Below are 24,600 nucleotides of genomic sequence, written 5' to 3'. Positions count from 1 at the left end.
TGATCTCCTTATTGTTTATCAGTATAGCCAATGGCGCCCGGCGTCGATTCGACACGCGAGCGCATTTCCTCTACCGATTCCACCAGGGTCGGCGATACGCCGGTGCCTGAAAATACCAGCCGGTCCCAGGCCGAACGCAGTTGAAACGGATAAACGCCCAAAATTTCTTTCGCAAAGCGGATATGCAAAGGATGATCGTCAGGAAGCACGAACACACGGATCGGGGACCCATCGGGCCAGGAACTCAGGCGCATAAAGAAAATTTCGCGCACGGTTTCGACTGGAAGCTGCTTGGTATTGCCGCTCGAATCTAAAAGTCTGACTTTTGCATCATCCGCCTGAGCCGTCAGACTCGCCAGTGAAATGGCCATGGCGAAGAGTAAAATTTTCTGCACGCGAAATAAAATCCGTAAGCCTATCGGCCACGATTTTGCGGTAAAGCGGAACATGAAGGCGCTACGAATACACCGCCAATGGTTCGGCTGCTGCATTAAGAGGTCCGGCAGAAATGGATAGACTGGAATACGTTCAGTAAACCTACATGCAGCGGATTTACCGGAAGAGGCGCAGGCACACGGTGATGCGCTGTTGAATGAGCCTGGAAAGCGGCGGTGAAGATTGCAATGCAATAGCCCGGCTCATTGTGCTTAGCAAGCCTTATCATCATCGAAATAATTTTCACGCCGAAACTGGCGCAACCTCCGATGAGGCGCTACGGAAGATGGGTGGGTAACACAATGAAAGTGAGTAGCCATATTTCATCAAATAAATATAGCACAACTTCGCATTTTAAAATATTTTGATTAACTTAAGCGTTAGGAGGGTGTGCGGCGCAGCAATCATTATTATTTAAAAGATTGATTGGATATAGAAACCCTCGCAAACCGAAGTCTGCGAAGGGTATCGTGAATGGATTACTTGATCTGCCCGATGATCCCATCGAGCTCTTCCAGACTGGAATAGGAGATGATCAGCTTGCCTGCGCCGTTTTTTTTATGATCGATCGAGACCTTAGCGCCCAAACGCGAAGTCAGGTCCTCCTGCAGGCGCAGCGTATCCTTGTCGATGACCCTGTCTTTTTCCGGCTTCTCGGTAGGACACTGGAGATCTCTGACCAGCTTTTCGGCGGCTCTGACCGTCAAGCCTTCCTTGTCGATTTTATGCGCGGCCGCAACTTGTTTCTGTCCGTCCAAACCGAGCAGGGCACGCGCATGGCCCATTTCGATGTGTTTGTTCAGCAACAGTTTTTTGACTTCCGGATGCAAATCCAAGAGGCGCAACAGATTGGTCACGGTCGTCCGCGATTTGCCGACCGCATCCGCGATTTGCTGATGCGTCATGTCGAATTCGTCGAGCAGGCGCGCCAGGGCTTCCGCCTCTTCGAGCGGGTTCAAATCCTCGCGCTGGATGTTTTCGATCAACGCGACCGCCATCGCGGTGCGGTCGTCGATGTCCTTCACCACGACCGGTACTTCATGCAAGCCGGCCAGTTGCGCCGCGCGCCAGCGCCGCTCGCCGGCGACGATCTCGTATTTTTCGGCGTCGAGTCGGCGCACCACGACCGGCTGGATCACGCCCTGCGCCTTGATCGAATCGGCCAGTTCCTGCAATTTTTCCGGATTGATGTCCCTCCGCGGTTGGTATTTGCCGCGCTGCAGAAACTCGATCGGCAAGGTATGCAAGGCGTGCGCAGGAGACGTCGGCGTTGCTTCCGTTTGGGTGATTGAAACATCGCCGAGCAACGCGTCGAGGCCGCGACTTAATCCACGTTTTTTGATCGACATGCGTTACTTTTTCTCTTTTCTCAACATTTCGCCGGCCAGCGCCAGATACGCCAAGGCGCCGCGCGAAGATCTGTCGTAGCTCAACACCGGCAAACCGTGACTCGGCGCTTCGGCAAGCCTGATGTTTCTCGGCACGCAGGTTCTAAATACCTTGTCGCCGAAATATTCGACCAATTGTTCGGAGACGTCCTTGGTCAGGCGGCTGCGGTCGTCAAACATGGTCCGCAAAATGCCTTCCAGATGCAATGCGGGATTGACCGTGTCCTGGATGCTTTTGACCGTGCTCATCAGTGCCGACAAGCCTTCCAGCGCGTAATATTCGCATTGCATCGGAATCAGCACGCTATCGGCCGCGACCAGCGCGTTCAAGGTCAGCATGTTCAAGGACGGCGGACAGTCGATCAGAATATAGTCGTACTGCGCCTTGATCGGCATCAACACCTCGGCCAGCCGCCGTTCCCGGCGTTCGGCATCCATCAGCGCGACTTCGGCGGCGGTCAGATCGCCGTTGCCCGCGATCACCGAGAAGCCGAGTTCCGGCAGTTTGATCACGGCCTGTTCGGCCGGCACTTCTTCCAGCAGCAAGTGATAGCTGGAATAGGGGACTTTCTCTTTGTCGACGCCGCAGCCCATCGCCGCGTTGCCTTGCGGATCGAGATCCACGAGCAGAACGCGGCGCTTAGCCGCCGCCAATGACGCCGTCAGGTTGACGCTGGTCGTCGTTTTGCCGACTCCGCCTTTTTGATTCGTTACCGCAATAACTTTTGTCACACTTTATCCTACAGAAATCGCATCTTTTTGAATGATCACCACGCAACGCTCCGCCTCGACGCCAGGCGTTTTGAGCGCAATGACCGACGATTTTACCTTAACTTCCGCCAATTCATCGCGTGGATTTTGTCCCTTCATCGCCAGCAACACGCCTTGCTCGCCGAGTAAATGCGCGGTCGTCTGCATGATCGCCGGCAAAGCCGCGAAGGCGCGGGTAATCACCGTATCGAATTTTTGCTCGGGCTGAAAGGCTTCCACCCGGCTATGACGCACTTCGACATTGTTCAGTTTCAATTCCAACACCGCCTGCTGCACGAAGCGGGTTTTTTTCGCATTGCTGTCGAGCAGGGTAAATTGTATTTCGGGCAAAAAAATCGCCAGCGGGATACCCGGAAGGCCCGCGCCGGTGCCGATGTCGATCACGCGCGGACCTTTGATATGGGGCAGCACGGCGAGGCTATCCAGAAGATGCAGCCGGGTCATGTCCTCGCGGTCGCGGATCGCGGTCAGGTTATAAGCCTTGTTCCATTTTTCGATCAGCCTCAGAAACGCGAGCAGGCGGCCGATTTGCTCCTCGGTCCAGGCGATATTCAGCGCATCAAGACCGCTTTCCAGAATAACAGCACAAGACTCCATCAGGCGCTTTTCTTTTTCAGATAGACCAAGAGCAGCGAGATCGCCGCCGGCGTAATGCCCGGAATCCGCGAGGCCTGGCCCAGGGTTTCCGGCCGCTGTTTGCGCAGTTTTTCGCTGACCTCATTCGACAGCCCCGGCACGCCGGTATAATCGAGCGCTTCCGGCAAGCGCAAATGATCATAGCGCTGCGCGCGGTCGATTTCAGTCTGCTGGCGAACGATATAGCCCGCATATTTGGTCTGAATTTCGACCTGTTCGCCGACCTGTTCCGCAACCTCCGCGCCCTGATCGTAAAACGACAACAGACGCGCGGCATCGACTTCCGGCCGGCGCAGCATTTCGAGCAGATTCACTTCTTTCTGAATCGGCTTGCCCCAGTAAGCTTCGGCGGCCCTCGCCCCTTCGGTGTCAGGGCGTATCCATTGTTTTTTCAGGCCTTCCTGCAATTCGCCGACCGCGCGTTGCTTTTCTTCAAACGCGCGCCAGCGCTCGTCATCGACCAGGCCCAGGGCGCGGCCTTGTGCGGTCAGCCTGAGATCGGCATTGTCCTCGCGGAGTTGCAGGCGGTATTCGGCGCGGCTGGTGAACATCCGGTACGGCTCCTGGGTGCCGCGCGTAATCAGGTCGTCGATCATCACGCCAATATAGGCTTCGTCGCGGCGCGGGCACCAGCTTTCCAGATCCTGCACCCGGCGCGCCGCATTCAGACCCGCGATCAAGCCTTGCGCGGCCGCTTCTTCGTAGCCGGTCGTGCCGTTGATCTGGCCGGCAAAGAACAGGCCGTTCATATGCTTGGTTTCGAGCGAGGTTTTCAGGTCGCGCGGGTCGAAGAAATCGTATTCGATCGCATAACCGGGACGCACGATTTCGGCATTTTCGAAGCCGAGCATCGAACGCACGAACTCATACTGCACATCGAAAGGCAGACTGGTCGAGATGCCGTTCGGATAAATCTCGTGCGTATCGAGGCCTTCCGGCTCGACAAAGATCTGATGCGTGTCGCGGTCCGCGAAGCGTACGATCTTGTCCTCGATCGACGGACAGTAGCGCGGGCCGATGCCTTCGATGATGCCAGAATACAAGGGCGAACGGTCGAGCCCGGAACGGATGATGTCGTGCGTTCTGGTATTCGTGCGCGTGATGTAGCACGGAATCTGCCGCGGATGCTGCTCGCGCTTGCCGAGGAACGAAAACACCGGCACCGGATCGTCGCCGTGCTGTTCTTCGAGCTTGCTGAAATCGATCGTGCGGCCGTCGATGCGCGGCGGCGTGCCGGTTTTCAGGCGATCGACCCGGAACGGCAATTCGCGCAGGCGCTGCGCCAGCGCGATCGACGCCGCGTCGCCGGCGCGGCCGCCGCTGTAATTTTCGAGGCCGATATGAATCTTGCCGCCCAAAAACGTGCCGGCCGTCAACACGACCGCGCGCGCCATGAAGCTAAGGCCCATTTCGGTTTTCACGCCGACGACCTGATCGCCGTTTACAATCAGATCCGCAACGGTCTGCTGGAACAGCGCCAGGTTCGGCTGATTTTCGAGCATGTAGCGCACCGCCTGCTTATAGAGCTTGCGGTCGGCCTGCGCGCGCGTGGCCCGGACCGCAGGGCCCTTGCTCGCGTTCAAAATCCGAAACTGGATGCCGCCGAGATCGATCGCCCGCGCCATGCAGCCGCCCAAGGCATCGATTTCCTTGACCAAATGGCCCTTGCCGATGCCGCCGACCGCCGGGTTGCAGCTCATCTGGCCGAGCGTTTCGATATTCTGCGTCAACAGCAGCGTCTTCACGCCAGAACGGGCCGCCGCCAACGCGGCTTCGGTACCGGCATGGCCGCCGCCGACCACGATCACATCAAAATCTTTTTTGAATTTCACGACTGTTTTCTAATCACACGGGCTGTTATAGTACTCTGTCCTGCCAAGCAGGGCGGACATCCCACTATTATAAGAGGTAAACGATGAAAAAACGTAGAAATTTGAACGAAATAGAAATCGTTCAACGTTTGAATCCGGTCGCGAAGCATGCGCACCAGTTTAACAAGGCGAAGGTCTTTGACGACAAGAGCCAATATCGCCGTAAGGCGAAGCATCCGAAGCAGGAGGCTTCGCCAAGCGTTCTCGAACGAATGCTTGGCAAAGCCTCCTGCGGAGAGTGTTCAGCTATCGCGGCAGCCGTTTAGGGCTAACCGTTGCTCCAATCCACCCAGCCCATCTGCGCCGACAGCAGCACCAAGATGCCGAAGGCGATACGGTAATAGGCGAACACCGAAAAATCATGGCGGCTGATAAAGCGCAACAAACCGCGCACTGCCAGAAAGGCACTGATGAATGACACCACGCCGCCGACCGCGAACAAATCGAGGTCGCTGGCGCTGAACAAATCGCGGTGCTTATAGACATCGTAGAAGGTCGCCGCGAACATGGTCGGAATGGCCAGGAAAAACGAAAACTCGGTCGCCGCGCGACGGGACAGTCCGAAAAACAGGCCGCCGATGATCGTGGCGCCGGAACGCGAAGTGCCGGGAATCATCGCGACCGCTTGTGCGAAGCCGACTTTCAACGCGTCGCGCCAGGTCATGTCATCGATCGTCTCGGCGTGCACCCGATGCTCGCGGCGTTCGGCCCAGAGGATCAGGAAACCGCCGATGATGAAGGCCGAGGCGACCACGGTCGGATTGAACAGATAGGCCTTGATCTGTTTCAGGAACAAAAAGCCGAGGATCGCGGCCGGTAAAAACGCCACGATCATGTTGATGGCGAGACGCTGCGATACCGTTTCGGACTTGATGCTGACCAGCGTGTGCCAAAGCCTTTGGCGGTATTCCCAGACCACCGCCAGAATCGCCGCAAACTGGATTGCAATTTCAAAGACCTTGCCTTTTTCGTCGTTGAATCCCAAAAGCTGGCCGGCCAGAATCAAGTGCCCGGTCGAAGACACCGGCAAAAATTCGGTCAAGCCTTCGACGACGCCCAGAATCAGGGCGTCCAGTAATACATGAAGATCGGTCATAACTGCGTTGGAGAAGGCAGGGAAAGAGGTTGCTTAACGCTTCATCGATTCGAAGAATGCGGCGTTGGTCTTGAAATCTTTCAGTTTGCCGATCAGGAATTCGGATGCCGCGGTTTCGTCCATCGGTTGCAGGATTTTGCGCAAGATCCAGGTTTTTTGCAGCGTGTCAGGATCGACCAGATATTCTTCGCGGCGGGTGCCGGAGCGGTTGATGTTGATCGCAGGGTAAATCCGTTTTTCGGCGATCTTGCGGTCGAGATGCAACTCCATGTTGCCGGTGCCTTTGAATTCTTCGTAGATCACCTCGTCCATCCGCGAGCCGGTATCGATCAGCGCGGTCGCGATGATCGTCAAGCTGCCGCCTTCCTCGATATTACGCGCCGCGCCGAAAAAGCGCTTCGGCTTTTCGAGCGCATTCGCGTCGACGCCGCCGGTCAGGATTTTGCCGGAAGACGGCACCACCGTGTTATAGGCGCGAGCCAGACGGGTGATAGAGTCTAACAGGATAACAACATCGTGCTTGTGCTCGACCAAACGCCGTGCCTTTTCGATCACCATTTCGGCGACCTGCACATGGCGGGTCGGCGGCTCGTCGAAGGTGCTCGAAATCACCTCGCCGCGCACGCAGCGTTCCATTTCGGTCACTTCCTCCGGACGTTCGTCGATCAGCAGCACGATCAGGTAACATTCGGGATTCCTCTCCGCGATCGCCTGCGCCAGGCTTTGCAGGATCATCGTTTTACCGGCTTTCGGCGGCGATACGATCAGCCCGCGCTGGCCCTTGCCGATCGGGGCGACCAGGTCGATAATCCGGCCGGTGAGGTCTTCGGTGGTGCCGTTGCCTTGTTCGAGCGTGAAGCGTTCTTTGGCGAACAGCGGCGTCAGGTTGGAGAAGTGGATTTTATTCTTGGTATTTTCGGGCGGCTCGAAGTTGATCTCTTCGACCTTGAGCATCGCGAAGTAACGTTCATTGTCTTTCGGCGGCCGAATCTTGCCGCTGATCGTGTCGCCGGTCTTTAACGAGAAGCGTCGAATCTGGCTTGGCGAGACATAAATGTCATCGGGGCCGGCCAGGTATGAACAACCGGGGGTGCGTAAAAAACCAAAACCGTCCTGCAAAATTTCGAGAACGCCGTCACCGTAAATATCGTCTCCGGCCTTGGCCTGTTTTTTCAGGATCGCAAAAATCAGGTCCTGCTTGCGTGATCTGGCGACATTTTCAAGTCCAAGCGACTCGGCGATTTCGATGACTTCACTGATTTGTTTTAGTTTTAACTCGGTAAGATTCATATAAAGGATGACTCGAAGCTAAGCGACCGAGGCTCACCACCGCAGTGCTTATATAGGATTAGAATTCAGGGACGCAGATTATCGGATGATAGGCTGAAGCGCGCTGGAATCAGCGCACTCCATAAGTATAACTCAATAAAGCGATCCCGTCCAGTAGGAAGACGGGGCGAATCAGGGGACCGCGTTAAATATTGCTGTTCAGGAAATCAGCGAGCTGGGATTTGGTCAGGGCGCCGACCTTGGTCGCCTCGACTTCGCCGTCCTTGAACAGCATCAGGGTTGGAATACCGCGTACGCCATAGTGTTGCGGCGTTTTTGGATTTTCGTCGATATTGATCTTGACTACGGTCAATTTGCCCGCGAAGTCTACCGCAATTTCATCCAGAACCGGCGCAATCATCTTACAAGGCCCGCACCATTCAGCCCAGTAATCCACCAATACAGGCCCTTTAGCTTTGATAACCTTTTCGTTAAATTCGCTATCGCTTACATGAAGGACTGAGTCGCTCACGCTATTTCTCCAACAATTAAAAATTTTAACTATAGGGGGGAAGGCGGCTAGAGTCAATCAATTTCTAGTTCCGGGTTCAGCCGATTCGATTTTTACGTTATCCTATAGGCTATGAGTAAGACACATTTGACCGAAACCCGATTTTCCAACCTCGAATTATCCGATTCGATCCTGCACAGCCTGAATACCGCGGGCTTTGAATTCTGCACGCCGATTCAGGATAGGTCGCTGCCGCTCCTGCTCAGGGACCGCGACATTGCGGGCCAGGCGCAGACCGGCACCGGCAAGACCGCGACGTTTTTGCTCGCGACCTTCCAGCGCCTTTTGAATGACAATGAAAGCAAGGAAGCCGCAAACGAGCCGATCAAGAATCCGCGCGCGTTGATTCTGGCCCCGACCCGCGAGCTCGCGATCCAGATTCACAAGGATGCGCTGCTCTTAAGCAAACATCTGCACCTGAAATTCGCGCTGATCTACGGCGGCGTCGATTATCAAAAGCAACTCGACAAGCTCAAAACGAATGTCGACGTGATCATCGGCACCCCCGGACGCATCATCGATTTCTACAAACAGCAGGCGTTCAGCCTCGATCATGTGCAGGTCAGCGTGCTCGACGAAGCCGACCGGATGTTCGACCTCGGTTTCATCAAGGACATCCGTTATCTGCTCCGGCGCATGCCGCCGCACGACCAGCGCCTGAACATGCTGTTTTCGGCGACCTTGTCCTACAAGGTGACCGAGCTGGCTTACGAGCACATGAACAATCCGGTGCTGATCAAGATCGAGACCGAAACGGTCACCTCCAAATCGATCAAGCAGACCGCGTTCTGCCCTTCTAACGAGCAAAAAATTCCGCTCTTGATCGGGATTTTGAAACACTACCAGCCGCAGCGCAGCATCATCTTCGTGAACACCAAACGCTGCGCGGAACTGCTGGACGACACGCTGACCGCGAACGGCTTCAAGACTGCGGCCTTAAGCGGCGACGTGCCGCAGGAAAAGCGCCAGCGCCTGTTGAACGATTTTCAGGAAAACACCATCAACCTGTTGATCGCGACCGATGTCGCGGCGCGCGGGCTGCATATCGCGGACGTCTCGCATGTAATCAATTACGACCTGCCGCAGGATGTCGAAGACTATGTGCACCGGATCGGCCGTACCGCGCGCTTCGGCGCCTCGGGCGAGGCGATCAGTTTCATCTGCGAGGAATATGCGTATTCGATGCCGGACATCGAGTCCTACATCGGCGAAAAAGTGCCGGTGCAGCCGGTCACGCAAGACCTGTTGGCTCAGGACCTGATCCGGCCGGAAAGGCGGCCGCGTCCGCCACGCGACGACAGGCCGCAGCGCCGCCCGAAAAGCGGCAATAGCCGGCCGCCTAGAGCCCGGCCATCAACTCCCGAAAATCCTCAATAGCCCGATAAGCGAGAATCACCTTTTTCGGCTGCGCTGAATCCGGCCGGCTGACCGACAGCAGATTTTCGATGCCGAATGCCTTGGCCGAATTCAACACGGCCAGGCTGTCGTCGATCAACAGCGTCCGGCTTTTATCGAAGGGCTGGCGCCGATGCAGCCAATGCCAGAACTCGGCATGCTCCTTCGGTTTGCCGGAGGCGTGCGAACTGATGATTTCGTCGAAGAAGGGATGCAGGCAGGTCTTTTCCATTTTGAGCCCGAGACTGTCCGGATGCGCGTTGGTGACCAGCAGCACCTTCCGGGGCGTGCGCTTGACCGCTTCGAGAAACTCGACCACATGCGGCAACACGCTGATCAGGCCGGCGATCTCGGCTTTCAAACCGACGATGTCCAGTTCCAGCGCCTGGCTCCAGTAGTCCAGACAATACCATTCGAGCCGGCCTTCCATGCTTTTGAACAGCGGTATCAGTTCTTCCTTGGCCTGGGCCGGCGTCAGGCCTTTTTTCCGGGCATAGTTCAGCGGCACGAATTCCTTCCAGAAATGATTGTCGAAGTTCAAATCCAGCAAGGTGCCGTCCATATCGAGCAAAACGGTGTCAATTTTGTTCCAATCGATCATAATAGTGCGGTCTATTCAAAACTCATCCTGAACATCATAACACCGTGGCCGACAAACCGATCATCCTGAACAAAACCACCGTCGCCAAAAGCCGTTTGTTTCATATCGAAGCGCTCGATATCCAATTCAGCAACGGCGTGCAGCGCAGTTTCGAGCGGCTGACCCGCGGCAGGCCCGGCGGCGCGGTGCTGATCATACCGATGCTCGATGACGACACCGTGCTGCTGATCAGGGAATATTCGGCCGGCGTGCATCGCTACGAACTGGGCCTGCCGAAAGGCAAGACCGATCCGGGCGAGACGTTTCTGGAAGCCGCGAACCGGGAGCTGAAGGAAGAAGTCGGCTACGGCGCGAACAAGCTGCATCATCTGAGTTCGTTTTCGCTCGCGCCGTCCTATCTCGAACACATGACCGAGATCATCCTGGCCGAGGATCTGTACGCGGAAAAATTGGCCGGCGACGAACCCGAGGAACTGGAAGTGGTGCCCTGGAAGCTCTCCGAGATCAACGCGCTGATCGCGACCGGCGAATGCACCGAGGCACGCTCGATCGCGGCGCTGTTCATGGCGCTCGAATATTTGAAGGCGCGCCCTTTATAAGCGGAATAACGGCTCCAGCGCCTCATCCTTGGCCGCCGTCCACTGTTCCCGCGCCTTGTTTTCGGTAAAGGCCTGATACAATTTCTTGCCTTGCCACGGCTGCGCATCCTTGCAGTACAGCGCCTTGTTCAACGCCAGAATCTCATCCCGAAGCCTTGCATCGCAGCACTTGGCGATTCCACCCAGGCTGTGCGCGTTAAATTGCTCCCGCCCCCAGTCCAGCAAGGCGTTCTTCGCGGCCAAATGATCATTGTCCGCGCAGGCTTGTTTGAGGTGTTGGCGGTATTCGCCCGAGGACTTAATCTCTTGCGTTTCATTCTTATCCGCTTCGCGCCGGGGCCGCCGTCTCAGGAAAAACACCCCCGTCGCCAGCCAGCCCGCCGCCAGGGCCGCAGAAACCCAGATCCAGATATTTTGCCTCGCGCTGGTCTGGCTCTCGATCACCAAAGGCTGAAGTTTGGCCTCCGGATTCACCGCCAGAGGTTTGGCGGGCTCTGTAGCCGGTGCAGGACCTGAAGACGCCACGGCAATCGTGGTTTCGGGAATCTTCGCGATCTCCATTTGCTGAGTCCGCGTATTGAACCACGGAATTTCGATCGCCGGCAGTTTGAATGAACCCGCCTTAGCCGGGATCAACGCGATTTTTTCCTGGCGCTTCGCCAACAGGCCGTCGACGTTTTTTTGCTCCTGCAGGACCGGCTGATCCGGATAGAATTTGACCGACTCTTCCGAGGCCGCCTTGTGCAGTTCCGGCAATTGCCCGACCGTGCTGCCCTTGGCCAGTACGGTCAGCGTGCGGGTCACCGGCTCGCCGGCTTTGATGTTCTTCAAATCGCCGGACCATTCTTCCTTCAGCTCCAGTTGTTCGGCCGCCAGCCAGTGCTTGCCGGTAAACGATGCCGGCGCCGGCTTGACCGTCAGGCTGATCGCCTTCGAGGAAGCACGCTGGGTGCGGGTCACGTTCGAACCGAAAAAGCCGTTGAAGCCCGAGCGCGAGTTCGTGAGCACTTCCGCGGTCAGCACCAGCGGGGCGAGCGTGATCATGCCGCTTTTTTGCGGAAAAATCGCATAGCGGCGTTCGGTGACCATATAGTTCTCGCCCTTCACCTGGGTCTGGAAATTCTTGTCGTCGCCGAGCTTCTCGATCACCGCATCGGCCTGCTCCGGCTCGTCGATCGACGCCCTGGCGATTTCGACCCGGCTATAGATTCTGACCGTGTATAAAATCTGCGACTGGATATAAGGATTTTCCGGCGCCGCCTCGACCTCGATGAAGATGTCTTCCTGATTGCTCAAATCGTCGTTGCCGGATTTTTCGTTCACCAGCAAGGCGGCCGGCTCGCTCGTGTCCTTGCCGAAACTGATCGCCGGCACCTCCAGATTGCCCGCATGTTTGGCCATCACATTCAAGGTCCAGCGCACGCTACGGCTCATCTTGCCGTTGATCAGGGATACATTATTGCTGTGGCTTTGCGAAAGCACATCGAAATCCTCCTCCAGCGGGCTGAAATCAGGCTCGTCGTCTGGCGTTTCGTCGGCGCTGAAGACGATCTGAAACGATTCGTCCAGATTGACCGGATTGCGATCGACAGTGGCCTGGATCGTGGCCGCGAGGGCCGCATGCATCAACACCGCCTGACATAACAGCAGCCACAGGACGGCTCCGCTTCGATTGATCTTGTTAACCATCGTCAGCATTCTCATAGATCTGATTAAAGTCATCGGGATTACCAATTTTGCGCCTTGTTGCCGGAGCGCTGCTGGCGCTGGCCGTACTGGTATTTGAATTTGCGTTTCAACAAACCGGCCGGATCGTCCGGAATCCGGTTCAACCATTGCTCATTGGCCTGTTGCGTTTCGTCGGACGGCGGTATCGGTTGCGCAGACGCTTCATTTTGCTTGGCCGGGTCCGATTCTTTCTGGTCTTCCTTTGCCGCGGCGCTGTCCTTGGCCTGTTGCTCTTCGGACTGTTTTGGCGGCTCTTCGGCTTTCTCCGGCGCTTTCTCGGCGCCGGTTTCGGGTTTTTCCTGCGCCTTATCGCCGTTCTTGGCTTCGGCTTTTTCGTCTTTTTGTTCGGGCTTCTGCTCGGAAGCGGACTGATCCTGCGGCTTTTGCTGTTGCTCCTTTTCCGAGTCTTGCTTTTGATCTTTCTGTTGCTGTTGTTGCTGTTGTTGCTGTTTCAGCGCCTCTTCGACCAGTTTTTTATTATATATGGCGTCTTCATTATTGGGATCGATCGCCAGCGATTTGTCGTAAGCGGCGATCGCTTCCTCGAAGCGGCCCGATTTCGCGAGCACATTGCCCTGATTATAAAAACCGGTCGCGGTCTTCGGCGCTTGCAATTTTCCGGTCTGCGCCTTGTCCGAACGGTATTGTGCGGCCGCCTTCCAGTCCGGGTTCTCGAACAATTCGGCCGCACGCTCATACTGCTTTTGCTCAAAAGCTGCCGCGGCCTGCTGATCCTTGGTCCGCCACAAATCCTGCCAGCCCAGCGCATAGCTGTTTTCAGGCAGCGGCAGCAAAGTCAAAAATGCGACGCACAATAAACCCCGACGGAACGAGAGCGCGGCCAAAGGCAACACCGCGAGCACGATCCAGGGGCCGAGATCGTCCCAAAGGTCGATCAGCAACGGGTTTTCCGTATGGCCTTGCGCCTCCGGCACGGTCGTATCGAGGTTGGCCAGCACGTTTTCGATGTCGCTGTCGTCCGCCGTGATGCTTTGGTAGACGCCGCCGCCCGCGCCGGCCAATTCGGCAAGTTTATTGGGGTCCAGTTTCGGAATGACGATCGCGCCCTGTTCGTCCTTCAAGAAACCGCCGTTCGGCAGTGCGATCGGCGCGCCTTCGGCGGTGCCGACGCCGAGCACCGACAAGTGATAACCGTTCAACTTTTTCGCGGCCGCAAGTGCGGCATCCGATTCGACGCCATCGGTCATCAGGATGATCTCGCCTTTCTGCAGGCCGGCCTGCCGGAGCAATTGGACGGCCAGATTCAGCGCCGCCTCCGCCTGACTGCCCTGAGTCGGCATGATGTCGGTCGTCAATGCCTCCAGTTGGCTCGCGATCGTTTCGGTATCGTCGGTCAAAGGGGTCACCGTAAACGCATCGCCCGCAAACACCAGCAGCGCGGTCTGGCCGTCCTTGCGCCGCTGCAACAGATCGGCGATCTTGTAGCGGGCCCGGATCAGGCGGCTCGGCTTGATGTCTTCCGCATCCATCGAACGCGACAAATCCAGCGCGATCACCAAGGCCGAATCGTTTCTGAACACCGGCGATGGCAGGCGCTGAAAGGTCGGGCCGGCCAGCGCGACGATCGCCAGCAGCGCCATCACGGCGCCGAGCAGCAGAGACTTGCGGCTGGTATGCACCGCCTTCTCCTGGAGCAGATAGGGCAGCAGCGCCGGATCGCAAACCGAAGCCCAGTTGCCGCGGCTGAGCTTGTGACGCAGCAGCATGACCAGAAGCGCGATCGCCGGAATCAATGCCAACAGCCAGTAGGGCCGGATAAAATGAAATTCGCTGAAACTCATGACCATCGTAAACGTGACAAACAGACCCCGGCCGCCAAGGCGAGCGCCAGGCCCAGAGGCCAGAAAAACAGTTCTTGCCGAGGACGGAAATATTGGCTGTCCTTGTTGACCGGCTCCAATTGGTCCAGCAGCATATAGATATTGTTCAATTCCCGGGTGTTGCGGGCGCGGAAATAACGGCCGCCGGTTTTTTGCGCGATGTCGAGCAGGGTTTTTTCGTCGAGGTCGCGCGACGGATTGACCTTCTGCGCGCCGAACAGGCTGCGCACGACCATTTCGTCCGCGCCGATGCCGATCGTGTAAATTTTCAACTGATTATTCGCGGCCAGTTCCGCCGCTTTCAACGGCGACACCTCGCCGGCGGTATTCGCGCCGTCGGTCATCAGGATCAAGACCCGGCTGTTGGCGGGCTGATTCTTCAAGCGCTTGACTGCCAGGCCGATCGCATCGCCGATCGCGGTGTTGTCGCCGGCCAGGCCGATCGCCGATTCATCGAGCAGGGTATTGACGGTCTTGCGGTCGAAGGTCAGCGGCGTTTGCAGATAAGCCTGGGTGCCGAACAGGATCAGGCCGATCCGGTCGCCGGCCCGGCGTTCGATGAAATCGCTGGCGACCCATTTGGCCGCGGTCAAGCGGTCGACCTGCTGCTTGTTGATCACGAAATCCTGTTCTTCCATGCTGCCGGACAGGTCGATCGCGAGCATCAGGTCGCGCCCGCTGATCCCCTGCTCGATCGGCTCGCCGAGCCATTGCGGACGCATGCCGGCGATCACTAAAAGCAGCCACGCCAGCATCGCCAGACGCAGCGGCCATTTTCGGGGCTGCGAAACGGCATCGGTCTTGCCGGCGGCAAAGTCATCCAGGAAGGGCACTTTCAGCGCCGCCTGTTCGGCCGGCAGCAACGGCGGCAGCAAACGCCGGATCAGCCAGGGCAGCGGCAAAAGAATAATCAGCCAGGGCCAGATAAGTTGAATCATTTTTTACGTTTGCTTTGCGCTTTGAGCCAGTCTTCACAGACTTGGAACACGTCCTGCAGCGCCGGTTCGGACGGCGCGGATTTTCGATAATGCGCGTCGAGAAAGATGCGGCCGGGGCCTTCGCTGAACGGCGCGCCCTTAAGCGCGCCATCGAGATAGCTGAGCCAGTTTTGGCCGGTTAAGCCCGCGACTTCGGCGCGGTTATCGGTACTGATCGCGACGCGGCGCAGCAAGGCGGACAGTTCGGCAATTTTTGCCAGATCGTCGAGCGAGGTATCGTTTCTCAAGGCCTTTAGCAACTTGCGCGCGGTCTTCAGCGCGGTAAGCCGGGTCAGCCGTTTATACAGCCAGACTGAAAACCCCAGCAGCAACGGGATCAAGATTGCAAGAACCCACCAGCCGATCGCCGGCGGCCACCCGCCGATCGCTTCCGGAATGTGGATGTCGCGCAGCGGTAAATCGGTGACCGACATTACTGGCCTCGCAGCAGGGTCTTCAGGCGCTGCACCGGATCGTCCGCAGTGCCGCACAAGATCAGTTGCAGATTTTCCTTGCGGGCGAGCGTTTGCAGGCGCTCTAAATGCTCCGCGAAACGCTGGCGGTAATCGGCCAGCCGGCGCGCATCGGCGCTGTCCATCACCACATCGCGTTCGCCGTCGGTAAAGCGGTAGCGGCCTTTTTCCGGAAGACTTTGTTCCAATGCATCGAACACGAAGAGCAAGGCCACGTCGCAATGTTCGGAGAGCCGCGACAGATGGACCTCGGCCGCTTCGTTGACGCCGCGAAAATCGCTGATGATATAAACCCGGCTGCCGGGGCGGACATGCTTGACCAGCCGGGCCAGGATTTGTTCGAAGGCGTAGGCGGCCGGCTGGTTCTGAACGGGGCGGTCGATCAACGCATGCAATAAATGCAGCACCGCCTGTTTGCCGTTTTGCGGCTTCAGCTCCCGGCAGTCCTGCTCGGAAAAAATCTGGCCGCCGATACGGTCCCCGTGATGTTCTGCGGTCCAGGCCAGCAGTGCCGCCAGCTTCGCGGCCAGCACCGATTTGAATACGCCGCGGGTCGCGAAATGCATCGCCGGGCGGTCGTCGACCGAAATGAACACCGGCCGCTCGCGCTCCTCGCGAAAAATCTTCGTATGCGGCGTGCCGGTGCGCGCGGTCACGCGCCAGTCGATCGTGCGCAGATCGTCGCCGGGTTGATAAAGCCGCGTCTCGTCGAATTCCATGCCGCGTCCCTTGAAGCGAGACAGGTAGCCGCCGCTCTGGATCGAACGGATAGCGCTACGCGGATGCGTCAGTCCCGCCGCGGGCCGGGCCAGGTCGATCAAGGTTTTCAGGCTGACCGAGATCAGCTCGTCGGGCGTCACGGACGGGTGATGATTGACTGCAGGTTTAGTGAACAGCATTTACGGAACGGCAATACGGGCAATCAATTCCCTGATCACATGATCGGCGGTGATGCCTTCGGCCTCGGCTTCGTAGGACAAAATCAGACGATGACGCAGCACGTCGAAGGCGATGTCCTGAATGTCTTCGGGGCCGACGAAATCGCGCTGATCAAGCCAGGCCTTGGCGCGGGCGCAACGGTCGAGCGCGATGCTGGCCCTGGGACTCGCGCCGTATTGCAGCCAGGCTGCCAGATCGCGGCCATAGGCCTCGGGGGTCCGCGTCGCCAGGATGATTTGCAGCAAATAATCTTCCAGCGCCTCGGCCATGTACACGTCGAGCACTTCGTTGCGCGCGGTGAACAGGGTTTGCTGCGAGATCGACTCGAAACGTTCGGTTTTTTTCAGCACTTCCGAACGCGCCTCCCTTCTGGCCAGATGCAGAATGTCTTTTTCATGCTTCGGATTCGGATAATCGACCCTCACATGCAGCAAAAACCGGTCGAGCTGCGCTTCGGGCAAGGGATAAGTGCCTTCCTGTTCGATCGGATTTTGCGTCGCCATCACCATGAACAGCTCCGGCAACGGATAGGTGGCTTGGCCGACCGTGATCTGCCGTTCGGCCATCGCTTCGAGCAATGCCGCCTGCACCTTGGCCGGCGAGCGGTTGATCTCGTCGGCCAGAATCAGATTATGAAACAACGGCCCTTTCTGGAATTCAAACGTGCCTTGCTGCGGGCGGTAGATTTCGGTGCCGGTCAGATCGGCCGGCAACAGGTCCGGCGTGAATTGCACCCGGTGAAAATCGCCTTGAATGCCTTTGCTCAAGACATTGATCGCACGCGTCTTGGCCAAACCCGGCGCGCCTTCGACCAGGATATGGCCGTCGGCCAATAAACCGATCAGCATCCGTTCGACCAGCACCTCCTGGCCGATGATTTCGCTGTTGATGTAGTTTTTGAGTTTGATCAGCGCAAGTTGCGCGATGTTCTGCTTGTGGTTTTCCGACATGTTTTCCGTCTCGTTGAATCCTTGGTGACAACAACGTTGAGCAAGATTTTGCCGTATGAACGCGTTTTTCGGCAATGGTTCAATATTCTATCCCGTTTCAGGTCGGCAATCATAGAGAGTAAGTCTGTGGGAAAAAGCGGTATTTGCTGTGGACAGACCTGTGGACAAAATTATGCACACACTTATCCACAACCCATCAACACGTTGACCGCCATCTTAACGACAGCTTACCCTGCAAAACAACCTGTTGATAAGTCTGTGTTATTTTGACTTATCCACACCATTTTTCAGGCTAATAGTAATAAATAGATTTTAAATCTTTCATTTTGTTACGATTACTGCGCCAGCATCATTGTGAAGAAAAACATGGCGTCCTATAAAAATCAACAAGATACATCAATAGTTTTGCCAAAAGGCATTCCCTACATCATCGGTAACGAAGCGGCCGAACGCTTCAGCTACTACGGCATGCGCGCGATTCTGGTCATTTTCATGACCCAGCATCTGATGAATGCGTCGGGACAGCGCGACCCGATGACCGAACAGGAAGCGCAGGGTTATTTCCATTTATTTGTTGCGGCCGTTTATCTGATGCCGGTGTTCGGTGCCTTGCTAGCCGACTTTTTTTGGGGCAAATACCGGACGATCATCGTGTTGTCGCTCATTTATTGCCTCGGCCATTTGAGCCTGGCCGTCGACGACACCCGCTTGGGACTGGCGCTTGGCCTCGGCTTGATCGCGATCGGCGCGGGCGGCATCAAGCCTTGCGTATCCGCCCATGTCGGCGATCAATTCGGCAGCGGCAATGCGCATCTGCTTGGCAGGGTTTTCGGCTGGTTTTATGTCGCGATCAATCTCGGCGCATTCCTTGCGATGCTGATCGTGCCCTGGCTGCTCGATCATGCCGGCTCGTCGGCCGCATTTGCCGCGCCGGGTGTGTTGATGTTATTGGCAACCGGGGTGTTTTGGTCGGGGCGCCGCCGCTTCGTGCAAATTCCGCCGGCAGGTCAGCAGCTGGTCAAGGATTTGAATTGGCCGGCACTCGGCAAGTTGGCGATCATTTATGCGCTGATCGCAGTATTTTGGGCGCTGTTCGAACAAATCGGCTCGTCCTGGGTATTGCAGGCCGAGAAGATGGATAGGCGCATCGGCGACGCCGAACTCTTGTCTTCGCAGATCCAGGCCTTGAATCCGCTGTTGATCATGCTGCTGACGCCCTGCTTTTCCTATCGCGTTTATCCGTTCCTGAACCGCCACATCCAATTGACCGCGTTGACCAAGATTGCGCTGGGCCTGCTGTTGGCCGTGCTGGCGTTTGCGATTCCGGCAGTCATTCAAATGCAGCTTGATCAGGGCCTGCGAGTCCATATCGTCTGGCAGTTGCCGGCTTATTTGTTGATGACCGCGGCCGAAGTGATGGTGTCGATCACCTGTCTTGAATATTCCTATACCGAGGCGCCGAAATCGGCCAAATCGCTGGTGATGGCGGCTTATTTTTTGTCGGTGTCGCTCGGCAATCTCTTCACCAGCGCGATCAATTTTCTGCTGCAACATTTGGACGCCGGCGCTCAGCTGTCCGGCGCCGCTTATTTCTGGTTCTTTACCAGCTTGATGCTGGCTACCGCGCTGCTGTTCATGCTGTTCGCGCGAAGGCTGGAAAATAGAGATCCGGCGCATACTTCATGCCGGTGAATTCGCCTATAATCAATGTCTATTTCACTCCCGGATAGGCGAAAATCACCATGAAACTCAGTATTATTTTATTCGGCGGCCTGTGTTCGCTCGCGACGCTCTCGGCGACGGCAGGGGTTTATAAATGCACCGACGAAACCGGCAAAATCGTATATAAAGCGCAGGCCTGTTTGGGCGGGCAAGGCAATGTGCAGGTCGATATCAAGACCGGCGTCACCAAGGATCTGAATCAGGAAAGAAAACAGCAAGAGCTGAAAGAGCAGGAAGCACAGGCCAAATTGACCGAACAACAACAGCAGGAACAAAAACTGGCCGAGAAGCTGGCGAAGTTGAAACAGGCCGCAAAAGACGAAAGCGCAAAAAATCAGTTTCTGATCAAGAATAACCCGTTAAAATACTCGGCGTTTGCGATACCGCCTTACGATCCGGAGCAATTGCCGGCGCTGGTGCAAAATTTCTCGGCTCGGCTGCCGGACATCGAGCGCTTCAGACGCCTCGCGGCCGAAAAAGCCCTGGCAACCAACCAATGCGGAAGGGTCGAAGCGGCCGAACTGAACAGCAAGAGCACGGATGACGCCCTGGTGTTCCTGGTCGATTGCAGCAGCGCAAAAAAATATTATTTCACCGAGCAGGAACTGAAATCCGAATAATCCGATGAACGCAACAAAAACCATTTTGATCACCGGTTGTTCGACCGGCATCGGCTATACGACCGCAAAGGTGCTGAAAGAGCGCGGCCATACGGTCATCGCGACCGCGCGCAGGGCCGACGATGTCGCCCGCTTGCAGGCCGAAGGCTTCACCGCGCTGCAATTGGATCTGGCCGACAGCGCCAGTATCCAGCAGGCGGTCGAGAAAGCGCTCGCATTGACCGGCGGCAAGCTGGATGCGCTGTTCAACAACGGCGCCTTCGGCCAGCCCGGCGCGGTCGAGGACTTGAGCCGCGAGGTGCTGCGTTTCCAGTTTGAAACCAACCTGTTCGGCACGCACGAATTGACCAACCTGATCATTCCGGTGATGCGCAAGCAAGGCCACGGCCGCATTATCTATAACAGCTCGGTCCTGGGCTTGGTCGCATTGACTTACCGCGGCGCCTACAATGCGAGCAAATTCGCGCTCGAAGGGCTGGCCGATACCTTGCGCCTGGAACTGCGCGGCACCGGCATTCACATTTCGCTGATCGAGCCGGGGCCTATCCTGAGTCACTTCCGGCAAAATTCGTTCGCGCTATACAAACAAAATATCGTCATCGAGCACAGCGCGCATCGAGACAAATACCTGGCGATGGAAGCGCGTCTGCAAAAGGAAGGTGCGGCAGTGCCTTTCACGCTGCCTGCCGAGGCGGTCGCGAAAAAAGTCGTGCATGCGCTCGAAGCGAAACGGCCGCAAATCCGTTATTATGTGACCTTTCCGACTTATCTGTTCGGCACGCTGAAACGGCTGTTGCCTTATGCCTGGCTCGACAAATTATTGCTCAAGGTGTGAACATGCTGGAACCTGACGAGATTGTGATTGATTGCCCGTATTGCGGCGAGCCGCTCGATGTGCTGGTCGATACCTCGGCCGGTCCGCAGCGTTATTACGAGGACTGTTCGGTGTGTTGCCGGCCGATCCTGTTCATCCTGTCCGAGGATGCGGCCGGCGAGCTGATGCTGGACATCAAGCGGGAAGATGAATGAGGGAATGGTTCCCATGCTCTGCGTCACTGTCCTTAAGTTAAGGATGGCCGGTTCCCTTCTCCCTCCGGGAGAAGGCTAGGATGACGACTGCAAGGATGCAGGAGCTATTGCCGAGGGGATCAAAATAATGGATTTTTCCTTATTTTATTTCCCTCACCCCGACCCTCTCCCGAAGGGAGAGGGAGATAACCGCCATTAACTTAATGGCAGTGACGCTCTGCGTGGGAATGATGAAGTGAGTTTTATCTAAAATTATCCGGATGCAGGAAGCCGCCGATAAAATCATCGAAATCATCCGCCGGCCGACTTCTCTGAATCTTGTAGGATTTTAAAAATGCCTTCAGGGATGGCGTGTTCTTGAATAGCTTGATCTCGTCTTTCAGCCTGCCGATGTCGCTGCGCAACGAGCGGATATCCATCTCCAGCGACATTATTAGCGTTTTCGGATTCAGCCGCGCCAGAGGCGGACGATTCATGCGCTGATTGAATTCCATCTGATAGCCCATCACTTCCTGTTCCAGCTCGCGCGCTTGTTCCTTCAGTATCTTGATGAAATATTTGAGGCGGTCTTCGGCGATCGTGTTCAGATGTTCCTGATCGATCTGCTCGGCTTCGAGCTGCAATTCCAGCAGTTCCAATAAATTCTTTTTTTCGTAGGCGGCGTTGACGCGCTGCATCAGTTTGGTCTTGCGTTCGCGTTCCTCTGCGTCCGGTTCGCGGTCGGGATGCAAGGCTCCGGCCAGCTTGCGGTACACTTCGCGGATCGACTGGCTGATATTCTGTGCTTCCTGCTGCTGTTTGGCTTCCTTTTCGAGCTGTTTCTTCGTTTTTTTGCGCTCGGCGCGCTTTTCCTCGGCCTGCCGTTGCTGTTCGACGTGCTCGGCCTCGGCCTCCTGCATTTTTTGCTGCATGAATTCGCGCAGCTTTTCCGGGGAGCTGACATCGATATCGTCGTCGATGTCGATGTCGATGCCGAACATGCCGCCCATCATCGATTTCATCAGTTCCCCAGCCATCGCATCGGCTTCCTCCTGCGCCGCATCGATGTCGTCTTCGCTGTGTTTGTTATACACTTCCTTCAACTCGTCCTTGCCGTGTTCGAGAATCAACTCCTCGGCCAATTCGGTCAGGATGTGTGTGATTTTGGCTTTGTCGCTTTTGGTGAACGACTTGTCGCCATGGGCGCGATCGAGAAGATAAACCAGGTCGACGCGATGTTGGTTGTACGCATCCCAAAGCACCTCGTATTCGCTGGATACTTTTTGATTGTAAACCGGCAGGGTTTCCTGCCATTCGAGCAGCGCCTGTTTCTGCGTCTCGATTCTTTTGATCAGGTTGTTGAACTGCTTTTGGGTCTTTGACAGTTCCTTGGTGGCCGAGGTTTGGGCAATGCGGATGATTTTAGGGTCGTTGGGCAACATGATAGCGATGGAAGCAATGGAATTTCCATTGTATCAATTTGTGGTTTATGGCGGAAAAATCATGTCAGCGAGCAAAATCGCGCATGAATTGCAATAAAAAAATACAGACCGGATTTCTCGGCGAAGGGGGGCGCAGCAAATCCGGTCTGCATGAGGCAGGTGGATTGGGGGGTTAGCTCAATGATAATTCGTATTCGTCCAGCTCGGCGCCGTTAATCCTTTTGTTGCGGGCAGTCGTATGGCCGTTTTGTTGTTCGAACCAGCCGAGCACTTCAGGACTCAGCGCCAGATCGAAGCTGTCGCTGATTTGCTCGAAATCCTGCCAGACCGGGTTCGGAGAAAACTTGCTTTTTATGTCAGTCAATATCTGCAACATAACGTCACCTTTCAGACCAATAATGAATAATTATTTCAGTATAGGCCGGCTCCGTGACAGGATCGTGACAAATTTACCAAGGCAAAACCGAACCCTCGAACCTCAAAAAACCGCCGCTCTGCTGCAGCGTCGATTCCGCGATCACCCGCCGCATGCCCATCACGCTCAGTTCCGCGTCGATCAGCGCATTCGGCCCGCCCATGTCGGTCTTGACCCAGCCCGGATGCAAGATGAACACGCCGATGCCGAGATCTTTCAGATCGATCGCAAGACTCTTCATCGCCGCATTCAGCGCGGCCTTGCTGGTCCGGTACAAAATGCTGCCGCCGCTGCCGTTGTCGGCGATGCTGGCCATTTGGCTGCTGATCGACACCAGCCTTTTGAGTTTGCCGCGCTGCAGATGCGGCAGGAACGCTTCGGCCATCTTGACCGGCGCCTGCGTATTGATCAGCAGGGTGCGGGTCCACGCCGCATAATCCAGCTGTCCGAAGCTGAGGCCTGGACTGTCGCCGAATACGCCGGCGTTGTTGATCAGCACGTCGATCGGGGTATCCTTCAGTTCTTTTGCCAGCCGGTCGATCTGGGCAAAATCGGTCACATCCAGCGGCAGCACCCGCACATTGGCAAGGCTGGCCAATTTGTCGGCCTTTTCCGGATGCCGGCAACAGGCCAAGACGTTCCAGCCATCGGCGGCATATTGCCGGCAAAACTCCAATCCCAAACCCCGGTTCGCGCCGGTTACCAATACTGTACTCATCTATTGTGTGCCTTCTATTGTAATTATGCGTTATTAAGGAAGACGGATACGATTTTAAAAAAGTTCTGCAAACAGTAAATTTTAGCCTGGATTGACTTTAATTGTGTTGATTGACAGGAGGAGAGTCTAACCGTAAAGTTATCGGTCTGTCTCAGGCTGCGTTGCTTGCGTTTATGCTGCAATGCTACCTGATTTTTCCCTTAACCGAAATTCCAAAAGTATCCATGTCGACAGCATATCACTCATGGCCGGCCAAAATCCGAGAACTGCATAATCATCATTTCGATTCGACCGTCTGGAACGACTTTGCCTTTCGGAACGACGACATCATCATCGCGACCTATGCAAAAGCCGGCACGACCTGGATGCAGCAGATCGTCGCACAGCTGGTTTTCAACGGCGATCCGAGTTTGCAGGTCGCGGAGATGTCGCCCTGGCTGGACCTGCGCATACCGGCCAAGGACGTCAAATTGTCCATGCTCGCGGCGCAGACGCACCGCCGACTCATCAAGACGCATCTGCCGCTCGATGCGCTGGTTTATTCGCCCGAAGCGAAATACATCTATATCGCGCGCGACGGCCGGGATGTGGTCTGGAGTATGTACAATCACCATGCGAATGCCAATCAGCTCTGGTACGACTTGCTCAATGATACGCCGGGCCGGGTCGGCCCGCCGATCGCGCCGCCGCCCGCCGACATCCGCGACTATTGGCGCGACTGGATGGACCGGGACGGCCATCCGTTCTGGCCGTTCTGGGAAAATGTGCGCACCTGGTGGCAATACCGTAACCTGCCTAATTGCCTGTTCGTGCATTTCAACAACCTGAAGCATGACGCGCCTGCCGAGATGCGCCGCATCGCCCGTTTTCTCGACATTCCGATCGACGAGTCCCGTTGGGATTCGATCGTCGAATACTGTTCGTTTGACTGGATGAAAAAGAACGCGGCGAATAGCGTTCCGTTGGGCGGCGCCTGCTGGGACGGTGGGGCCGAGGTGTTCATTCATAAGGGCGTGAACGGGCGCTGGAAGGATGTGTTGAGCATGGAGGAATCGGCCGCATATGAAGCGCGCGCGGTTCGGGAACTGGGGCCGGAATGTGCGCATTGGCTGGCGACCGGGCAAAGCTTATGAGT

At 56.3% G+C, this 24,600-nt stretch carries 26 protein-coding genes; 8 read left to right on the top strand and 18 right to left on the bottom strand.

Translation table 11 applies throughout. The annotated features are described in order from the left end of the window. Positions 1-8: 8 nt before the first annotated feature. The 5 genes from METLA_RS20950 to mnmG form a co-directional block, all read right to left on the bottom strand. The gene (locus METLA_RS20950) at positions 9-371 is read right to left on the bottom strand and encodes a hypothetical protein (protein WP_036282435.1); all 363 of its coding nucleotides are present in this window, start codon (positions 369-371) and stop codon (positions 9-11) included. A 543-nt stretch (positions 372-914) separates the two neighbouring features. After that, entirely contained in the window at positions 915-1,784 is an 870-nt protein-coding gene (locus METLA_RS0114310) for a ParB/RepB/Spo0J family partition protein (RefSeq protein ID WP_024299196.1), read from the bottom strand. Between the two features lie 3 nt (positions 1,785-1,787). Further along, on the bottom strand, positions 1,788-2,555 hold the full coding sequence (locus tag METLA_RS0114305) for a ParA family protein (protein ID WP_024299195.1): 768 nt from the start codon (positions 2,553-2,555) through the stop codon (positions 1,788-1,790). A gap of 3 nt (positions 2,556-2,558) precedes the next feature. Continuing rightward, entirely contained in the window at positions 2,559-3,191 is a 633-nt protein-coding gene (gene rsmG / locus METLA_RS0114300) for a 16S rRNA (guanine(527)-N(7))-methyltransferase RsmG (RefSeq protein WP_024299194.1), read from the bottom strand. Continuing rightward, a complete protein-coding gene (gene mnmG, locus METLA_RS0114295) occupies positions 3,191-5,062 on the bottom strand; it encodes a tRNA uridine-5-carboxymethylaminomethyl(34) synthesis enzyme MnmG (protein ID WP_024299193.1) in 1,872 nt (623 codons plus the stop codon). Before mnmG ends, rsmG begins: the two co-directional genes overlap by 1 nt. An 83-nt stretch (positions 5,063-5,145) precedes the next feature. On the opposite strand from mnmG, the gene METLA_RS0114290 reads away from it, so the two are divergent. Next, positions 5,146-5,367, top strand: a complete 222-nt coding sequence (locus METLA_RS0114290; protein ID WP_024299192.1) for a DUF7230 family protein — start codon at positions 5,146-5,148, stop codon at positions 5,365-5,367. A 2-nt stretch (positions 5,368-5,369) separates the two neighbouring features. Here the strand turns inward: METLA_RS0114290 and METLA_RS0114285 are convergent, their stop codons facing one another. The 3 genes from METLA_RS0114285 to trxA form a co-directional block, all read right to left on the bottom strand. Further along, positions 5,370-6,197 (bottom strand): undecaprenyl-diphosphate phosphatase, encoded by an 828-nt coding sequence (locus tag METLA_RS0114285; protein WP_024299191.1) that lies wholly within the window; start codon positions 6,195-6,197, stop codon positions 5,370-5,372. Between the two features lie 33 nt (positions 6,198-6,230). Then, a complete protein-coding gene (gene rho / locus METLA_RS0114280) occupies positions 6,231-7,487 on the bottom strand; it encodes a transcription termination factor Rho (RefSeq protein ID WP_024299190.1) in 1,257 nt (418 codons plus the stop codon). Positions 7,488-7,671: 184 nt separating this feature from the next. After that, positions 7,672-7,998, bottom strand: coding sequence for a thioredoxin TrxA (gene trxA, locus METLA_RS0114275; protein WP_024299189.1), 327 nt, complete (start codon positions 7,996-7,998; stop codon positions 7,672-7,674). Between the two features lie 111 nt (positions 7,999-8,109). On the opposite strand from trxA, the gene METLA_RS0114270 reads away from it, so the two are divergent. Further along, complete coding sequence (locus METLA_RS0114270) at positions 8,110-9,414, top strand: DEAD/DEAH box helicase (protein ID WP_024299188.1); 1,305 nt, start codon at positions 8,110-8,112, stop codon at positions 9,412-9,414. Here METLA_RS0114270 and yrfG read toward each other — a convergent pair. Further along, positions 9,377-10,033 carry a GMP/IMP nucleotidase gene (gene yrfG, locus METLA_RS0114265; protein WP_024299187.1) on the bottom strand — a complete coding sequence of 219 codons (657 nt, stop codon included), beginning with the start codon at positions 10,031-10,033 and terminating at the stop codon, positions 9,377-9,379. The two genes, METLA_RS0114270 and yrfG, sit on opposite strands and share 38 nt — an antisense overlap. 44 nt (positions 10,034-10,077) lie before the next feature. Here yrfG and nudE point away from each other — a divergent pair, with 44 nt between their 5' ends. Further along, the gene (gene nudE / locus METLA_RS0114260) at positions 10,078-10,632 is read left to right on the top strand and encodes an ADP compounds hydrolase NudE (protein WP_024299186.1); all 555 of its coding nucleotides are present in this window, start codon (positions 10,078-10,080) and stop codon (positions 10,630-10,632) included. On the opposite strand, the gene METLA_RS0114255 is transcribed toward nudE, so the two are convergent. Genes METLA_RS0114255 through METLA_RS0114230 form a run of 6 tightly spaced genes read right to left on the bottom strand, consistent with a single transcriptional unit; the run spans position 10,627 to position 17,540 of the window. Then, positions 10,627-12,330, bottom strand: a complete 1,704-nt coding sequence (locus tag METLA_RS0114255) for a BatD family protein (protein ID WP_245598803.1) — start codon at positions 12,328-12,330, stop codon at positions 10,627-10,629. The genes nudE and METLA_RS0114255 overlap by 6 nt on opposite strands. A 29-nt stretch (positions 12,331-12,359) precedes the next feature. Then, positions 12,360-14,162 (bottom strand): vWA domain-containing protein, encoded by a 1,803-nt coding sequence (locus METLA_RS0114250; RefSeq protein WP_024299184.1) that lies wholly within the window; start codon positions 14,160-14,162, stop codon positions 12,360-12,362. Then, a complete protein-coding gene (locus METLA_RS0114245) occupies positions 14,159-15,139 on the bottom strand; it encodes a vWA domain-containing protein (RefSeq protein WP_024299183.1) in 981 nt (326 codons plus the stop codon). The genes METLA_RS0114250 and METLA_RS0114245 overlap by 4 nt, the downstream gene beginning before the upstream one ends. After that, a complete protein-coding gene (locus METLA_RS0114240; RefSeq protein ID WP_024299182.1) occupies positions 15,136-15,612 on the bottom strand; it encodes a DUF4381 domain-containing protein in 477 nt (158 codons plus the stop codon). The genes METLA_RS0114245 and METLA_RS0114240 overlap by 4 nt, the downstream gene beginning before the upstream one ends. After that, positions 15,612-16,550 (bottom strand): DUF58 domain-containing protein, encoded by a 939-nt coding sequence (locus tag METLA_RS0114235; protein ID WP_024299181.1) that lies wholly within the window; start codon positions 16,548-16,550, stop codon positions 15,612-15,614. The genes METLA_RS0114240 and METLA_RS0114235 overlap by 1 nt, the downstream gene beginning before the upstream one ends. Then, positions 16,551-17,540 (bottom strand): AAA family ATPase, encoded by a 990-nt coding sequence (locus METLA_RS0114230; RefSeq protein ID WP_024299180.1) that lies wholly within the window; start codon positions 17,538-17,540, stop codon positions 16,551-16,553. It abuts the gene before it with no gap. A gap of 366 nt (positions 17,541-17,906) precedes the next feature. Between METLA_RS0114230 and METLA_RS0114225 the strand changes: the two genes are divergently transcribed. From METLA_RS0114225 to METLA_RS0114210, 4 genes are read left to right on the top strand one after another with little or no spacing between them, the layout of a single operon-like run. Continuing rightward, on the top strand, positions 17,907-19,232 hold the full coding sequence (locus METLA_RS0114225) for a POT family MFS transporter (protein ID WP_024299179.1): 1,326 nt from the start codon (positions 17,907-17,909) through the stop codon (positions 19,230-19,232). Positions 19,233-19,282: 50 nt separating this feature from the next. Beyond that, positions 19,283-19,882 (top strand): DUF4124 domain-containing protein, encoded by a 600-nt coding sequence (locus tag METLA_RS0114220; RefSeq protein WP_024299178.1) that lies wholly within the window; start codon positions 19,283-19,285, stop codon positions 19,880-19,882. A 4-nt stretch (positions 19,883-19,886) separates the two neighbouring features. Next, positions 19,887-20,717 (top strand): SDR family oxidoreductase, encoded by an 831-nt coding sequence (locus tag METLA_RS0114215; protein ID WP_024299177.1) that lies wholly within the window; start codon positions 19,887-19,889, stop codon positions 20,715-20,717. Between the two features lie 2 nt (positions 20,718-20,719). Beyond that, positions 20,720-20,911 carry a CPXCG motif-containing cysteine-rich protein gene (locus METLA_RS0114210; RefSeq protein WP_024299176.1) on the top strand — a complete coding sequence of 64 codons (192 nt, stop codon included), beginning with the start codon at positions 20,720-20,722 and terminating at the stop codon, positions 20,909-20,911. A 242-nt stretch (positions 20,912-21,153) separates the two neighbouring features. Here the strand turns inward: METLA_RS0114210 and METLA_RS0114205 are convergent, their stop codons facing one another. The 3 genes from METLA_RS0114205 to METLA_RS0114190 form a co-directional block, all read right to left on the bottom strand. Beyond that, complete coding sequence (locus METLA_RS0114205) at positions 21,154-22,332, bottom strand: coiled-coil domain-containing protein (RefSeq protein WP_024299175.1); 1,179 nt, start codon at positions 22,330-22,332, stop codon at positions 21,154-21,156. A 172-nt stretch (positions 22,333-22,504) separates the two neighbouring features. Beyond that, positions 22,505-22,708: a hypothetical protein gene (locus METLA_RS0114195; protein WP_024299174.1), complete on the bottom strand. Its 204-nt coding sequence runs from the start codon at positions 22,706-22,708 to the stop codon at positions 22,505-22,507. A 73-nt stretch (positions 22,709-22,781) separates the two neighbouring features. After that, positions 22,782-23,465, bottom strand: a complete 684-nt coding sequence (locus METLA_RS0114190; RefSeq protein WP_024299173.1) for an SDR family oxidoreductase — start codon at positions 23,463-23,465, stop codon at positions 22,782-22,784. Between the two features lie 224 nt (positions 23,466-23,689). On the opposite strand from METLA_RS0114190, the gene METLA_RS0114185 reads away from it, so the two are divergent. Further along, positions 23,690-24,598, top strand: coding sequence for a sulfotransferase domain-containing protein (locus METLA_RS0114185; protein WP_024299172.1), 909 nt, complete (start codon positions 23,690-23,692; stop codon positions 24,596-24,598). Positions 24,599-24,600 lie beyond the last annotated feature (2 nt).

The organism is Methylomicrobium lacus LW14 (genome assembly GCF_000527095.1).
GTDB classification, from domain to species: domain Bacteria; phylum Pseudomonadota; class Gammaproteobacteria; order Methylococcales; family Methylomonadaceae; genus Methylomicrobium; species Methylomicrobium lacus.
This window is presented reverse-complemented; position numbering and strand designations above follow the sequence as displayed.

Excerpts from the sequence above, each read along its gene's own strand:
- METLA_RS20950 (WP_036282435.1), bottom strand. The coding sequence starts at position 371 with ATGGCCATTTCACTGGCGAGTCTGACGGCTCAGGCGGATGATGCAAAA.
- METLA_RS0114310 (WP_024299196.1), bottom strand. The coding sequence starts at position 1,784 with ATGTCGATCAAAAAACGTGGATTAAGTCGCGGCCTCGACGCGTTGCTC.
- rsmG (WP_024299194.1), bottom strand. The coding sequence starts at position 3,191 with ATGGAGTCTTGTGCTGTTATTCTGGAAAGCGGTCTTGATGCGCTGAAT.
- METLA_RS0114290 (WP_024299192.1), top strand. The coding sequence starts at position 5,146 with ATGAAAAAACGTAGAAATTTGAACGAAATAGAAATCGTTCAACGTTTG.
- METLA_RS0114285 (WP_024299191.1), bottom strand. The coding sequence starts at position 6,197 with ATGACCGATCTTCATGTATTACTGGACGCCCTGATTCTGGGCGTCGTC.
- rho (WP_024299190.1), bottom strand. The coding sequence starts at position 7,487 with ATGAATCTTACCGAGTTAAAACTAAAACAAATCAGTGAAGTCATCGAA.
- METLA_RS0114270 (WP_024299188.1), top strand. The coding sequence starts at position 8,110 with ATGAGTAAGACACATTTGACCGAAACCCGATTTTCCAACCTCGAATTA.
- yrfG (WP_024299187.1), bottom strand. The coding sequence starts at position 10,033 with ATGATCGATTGGAACAAAATTGACACCGTTTTGCTCGATATGGACGGC.
- METLA_RS0114255 (WP_245598803.1), bottom strand. The coding sequence starts at position 12,330 with ATGCTGACGATGGTTAACAAGATCAATCGAAGCGGAGCCGTCCTGTGG.
- METLA_RS0114250 (WP_024299184.1), bottom strand. The coding sequence starts at position 14,162 with ATGAGTTTCAGCGAATTTCATTTTATCCGGCCCTACTGGCTGTTGGCA.
- METLA_RS0114245 (WP_024299183.1), bottom strand. The coding sequence starts at position 15,139 with ATGATTCAACTTATCTGGCCCTGGCTGATTATTCTTTTGCCGCTGCCC.
- METLA_RS0114240 (WP_024299182.1), bottom strand. The coding sequence starts at position 15,612 with ATGTCGGTCACCGATTTACCGCTGCGCGACATCCACATTCCGGAAGCG.
- METLA_RS0114235 (WP_024299181.1), bottom strand. The coding sequence starts at position 16,550 with ATGCTGTTCACTAAACCTGCAGTCAATCATCACCCGTCCGTGACGCCC.
- METLA_RS0114230 (WP_024299180.1), bottom strand. The coding sequence starts at position 17,540 with ATGTCGGAAAACCACAAGCAGAACATCGCGCAACTTGCGCTGATCAAA.
- METLA_RS0114225 (WP_024299179.1), top strand. The coding sequence starts at position 17,907 with ATGGCGTCCTATAAAAATCAACAAGATACATCAATAGTTTTGCCAAAA.
- METLA_RS0114220 (WP_024299178.1), top strand. The coding sequence starts at position 19,283 with ATGAAACTCAGTATTATTTTATTCGGCGGCCTGTGTTCGCTCGCGACG.
- METLA_RS0114215 (WP_024299177.1), top strand. The coding sequence starts at position 19,887 with ATGAACGCAACAAAAACCATTTTGATCACCGGTTGTTCGACCGGCATC.
- METLA_RS0114210 (WP_024299176.1), top strand. The coding sequence starts at position 20,720 with ATGCTGGAACCTGACGAGATTGTGATTGATTGCCCGTATTGCGGCGAG.
- METLA_RS0114205 (WP_024299175.1), bottom strand. The coding sequence starts at position 22,332 with ATGTTGCCCAACGACCCTAAAATCATCCGCATTGCCCAAACCTCGGCC.
- METLA_RS0114195 (WP_024299174.1), bottom strand. The coding sequence starts at position 22,708 with ATGTTGCAGATATTGACTGACATAAAAAGCAAGTTTTCTCCGAACCCG.
- METLA_RS0114190 (WP_024299173.1), bottom strand. The coding sequence starts at position 23,465 with ATGAGTACAGTATTGGTAACCGGCGCGAACCGGGGTTTGGGATTGGAG.
- METLA_RS0114185 (WP_024299172.1), top strand. The coding sequence starts at position 23,690 with ATGTCGACAGCATATCACTCATGGCCGGCCAAAATCCGAGAACTGCAT.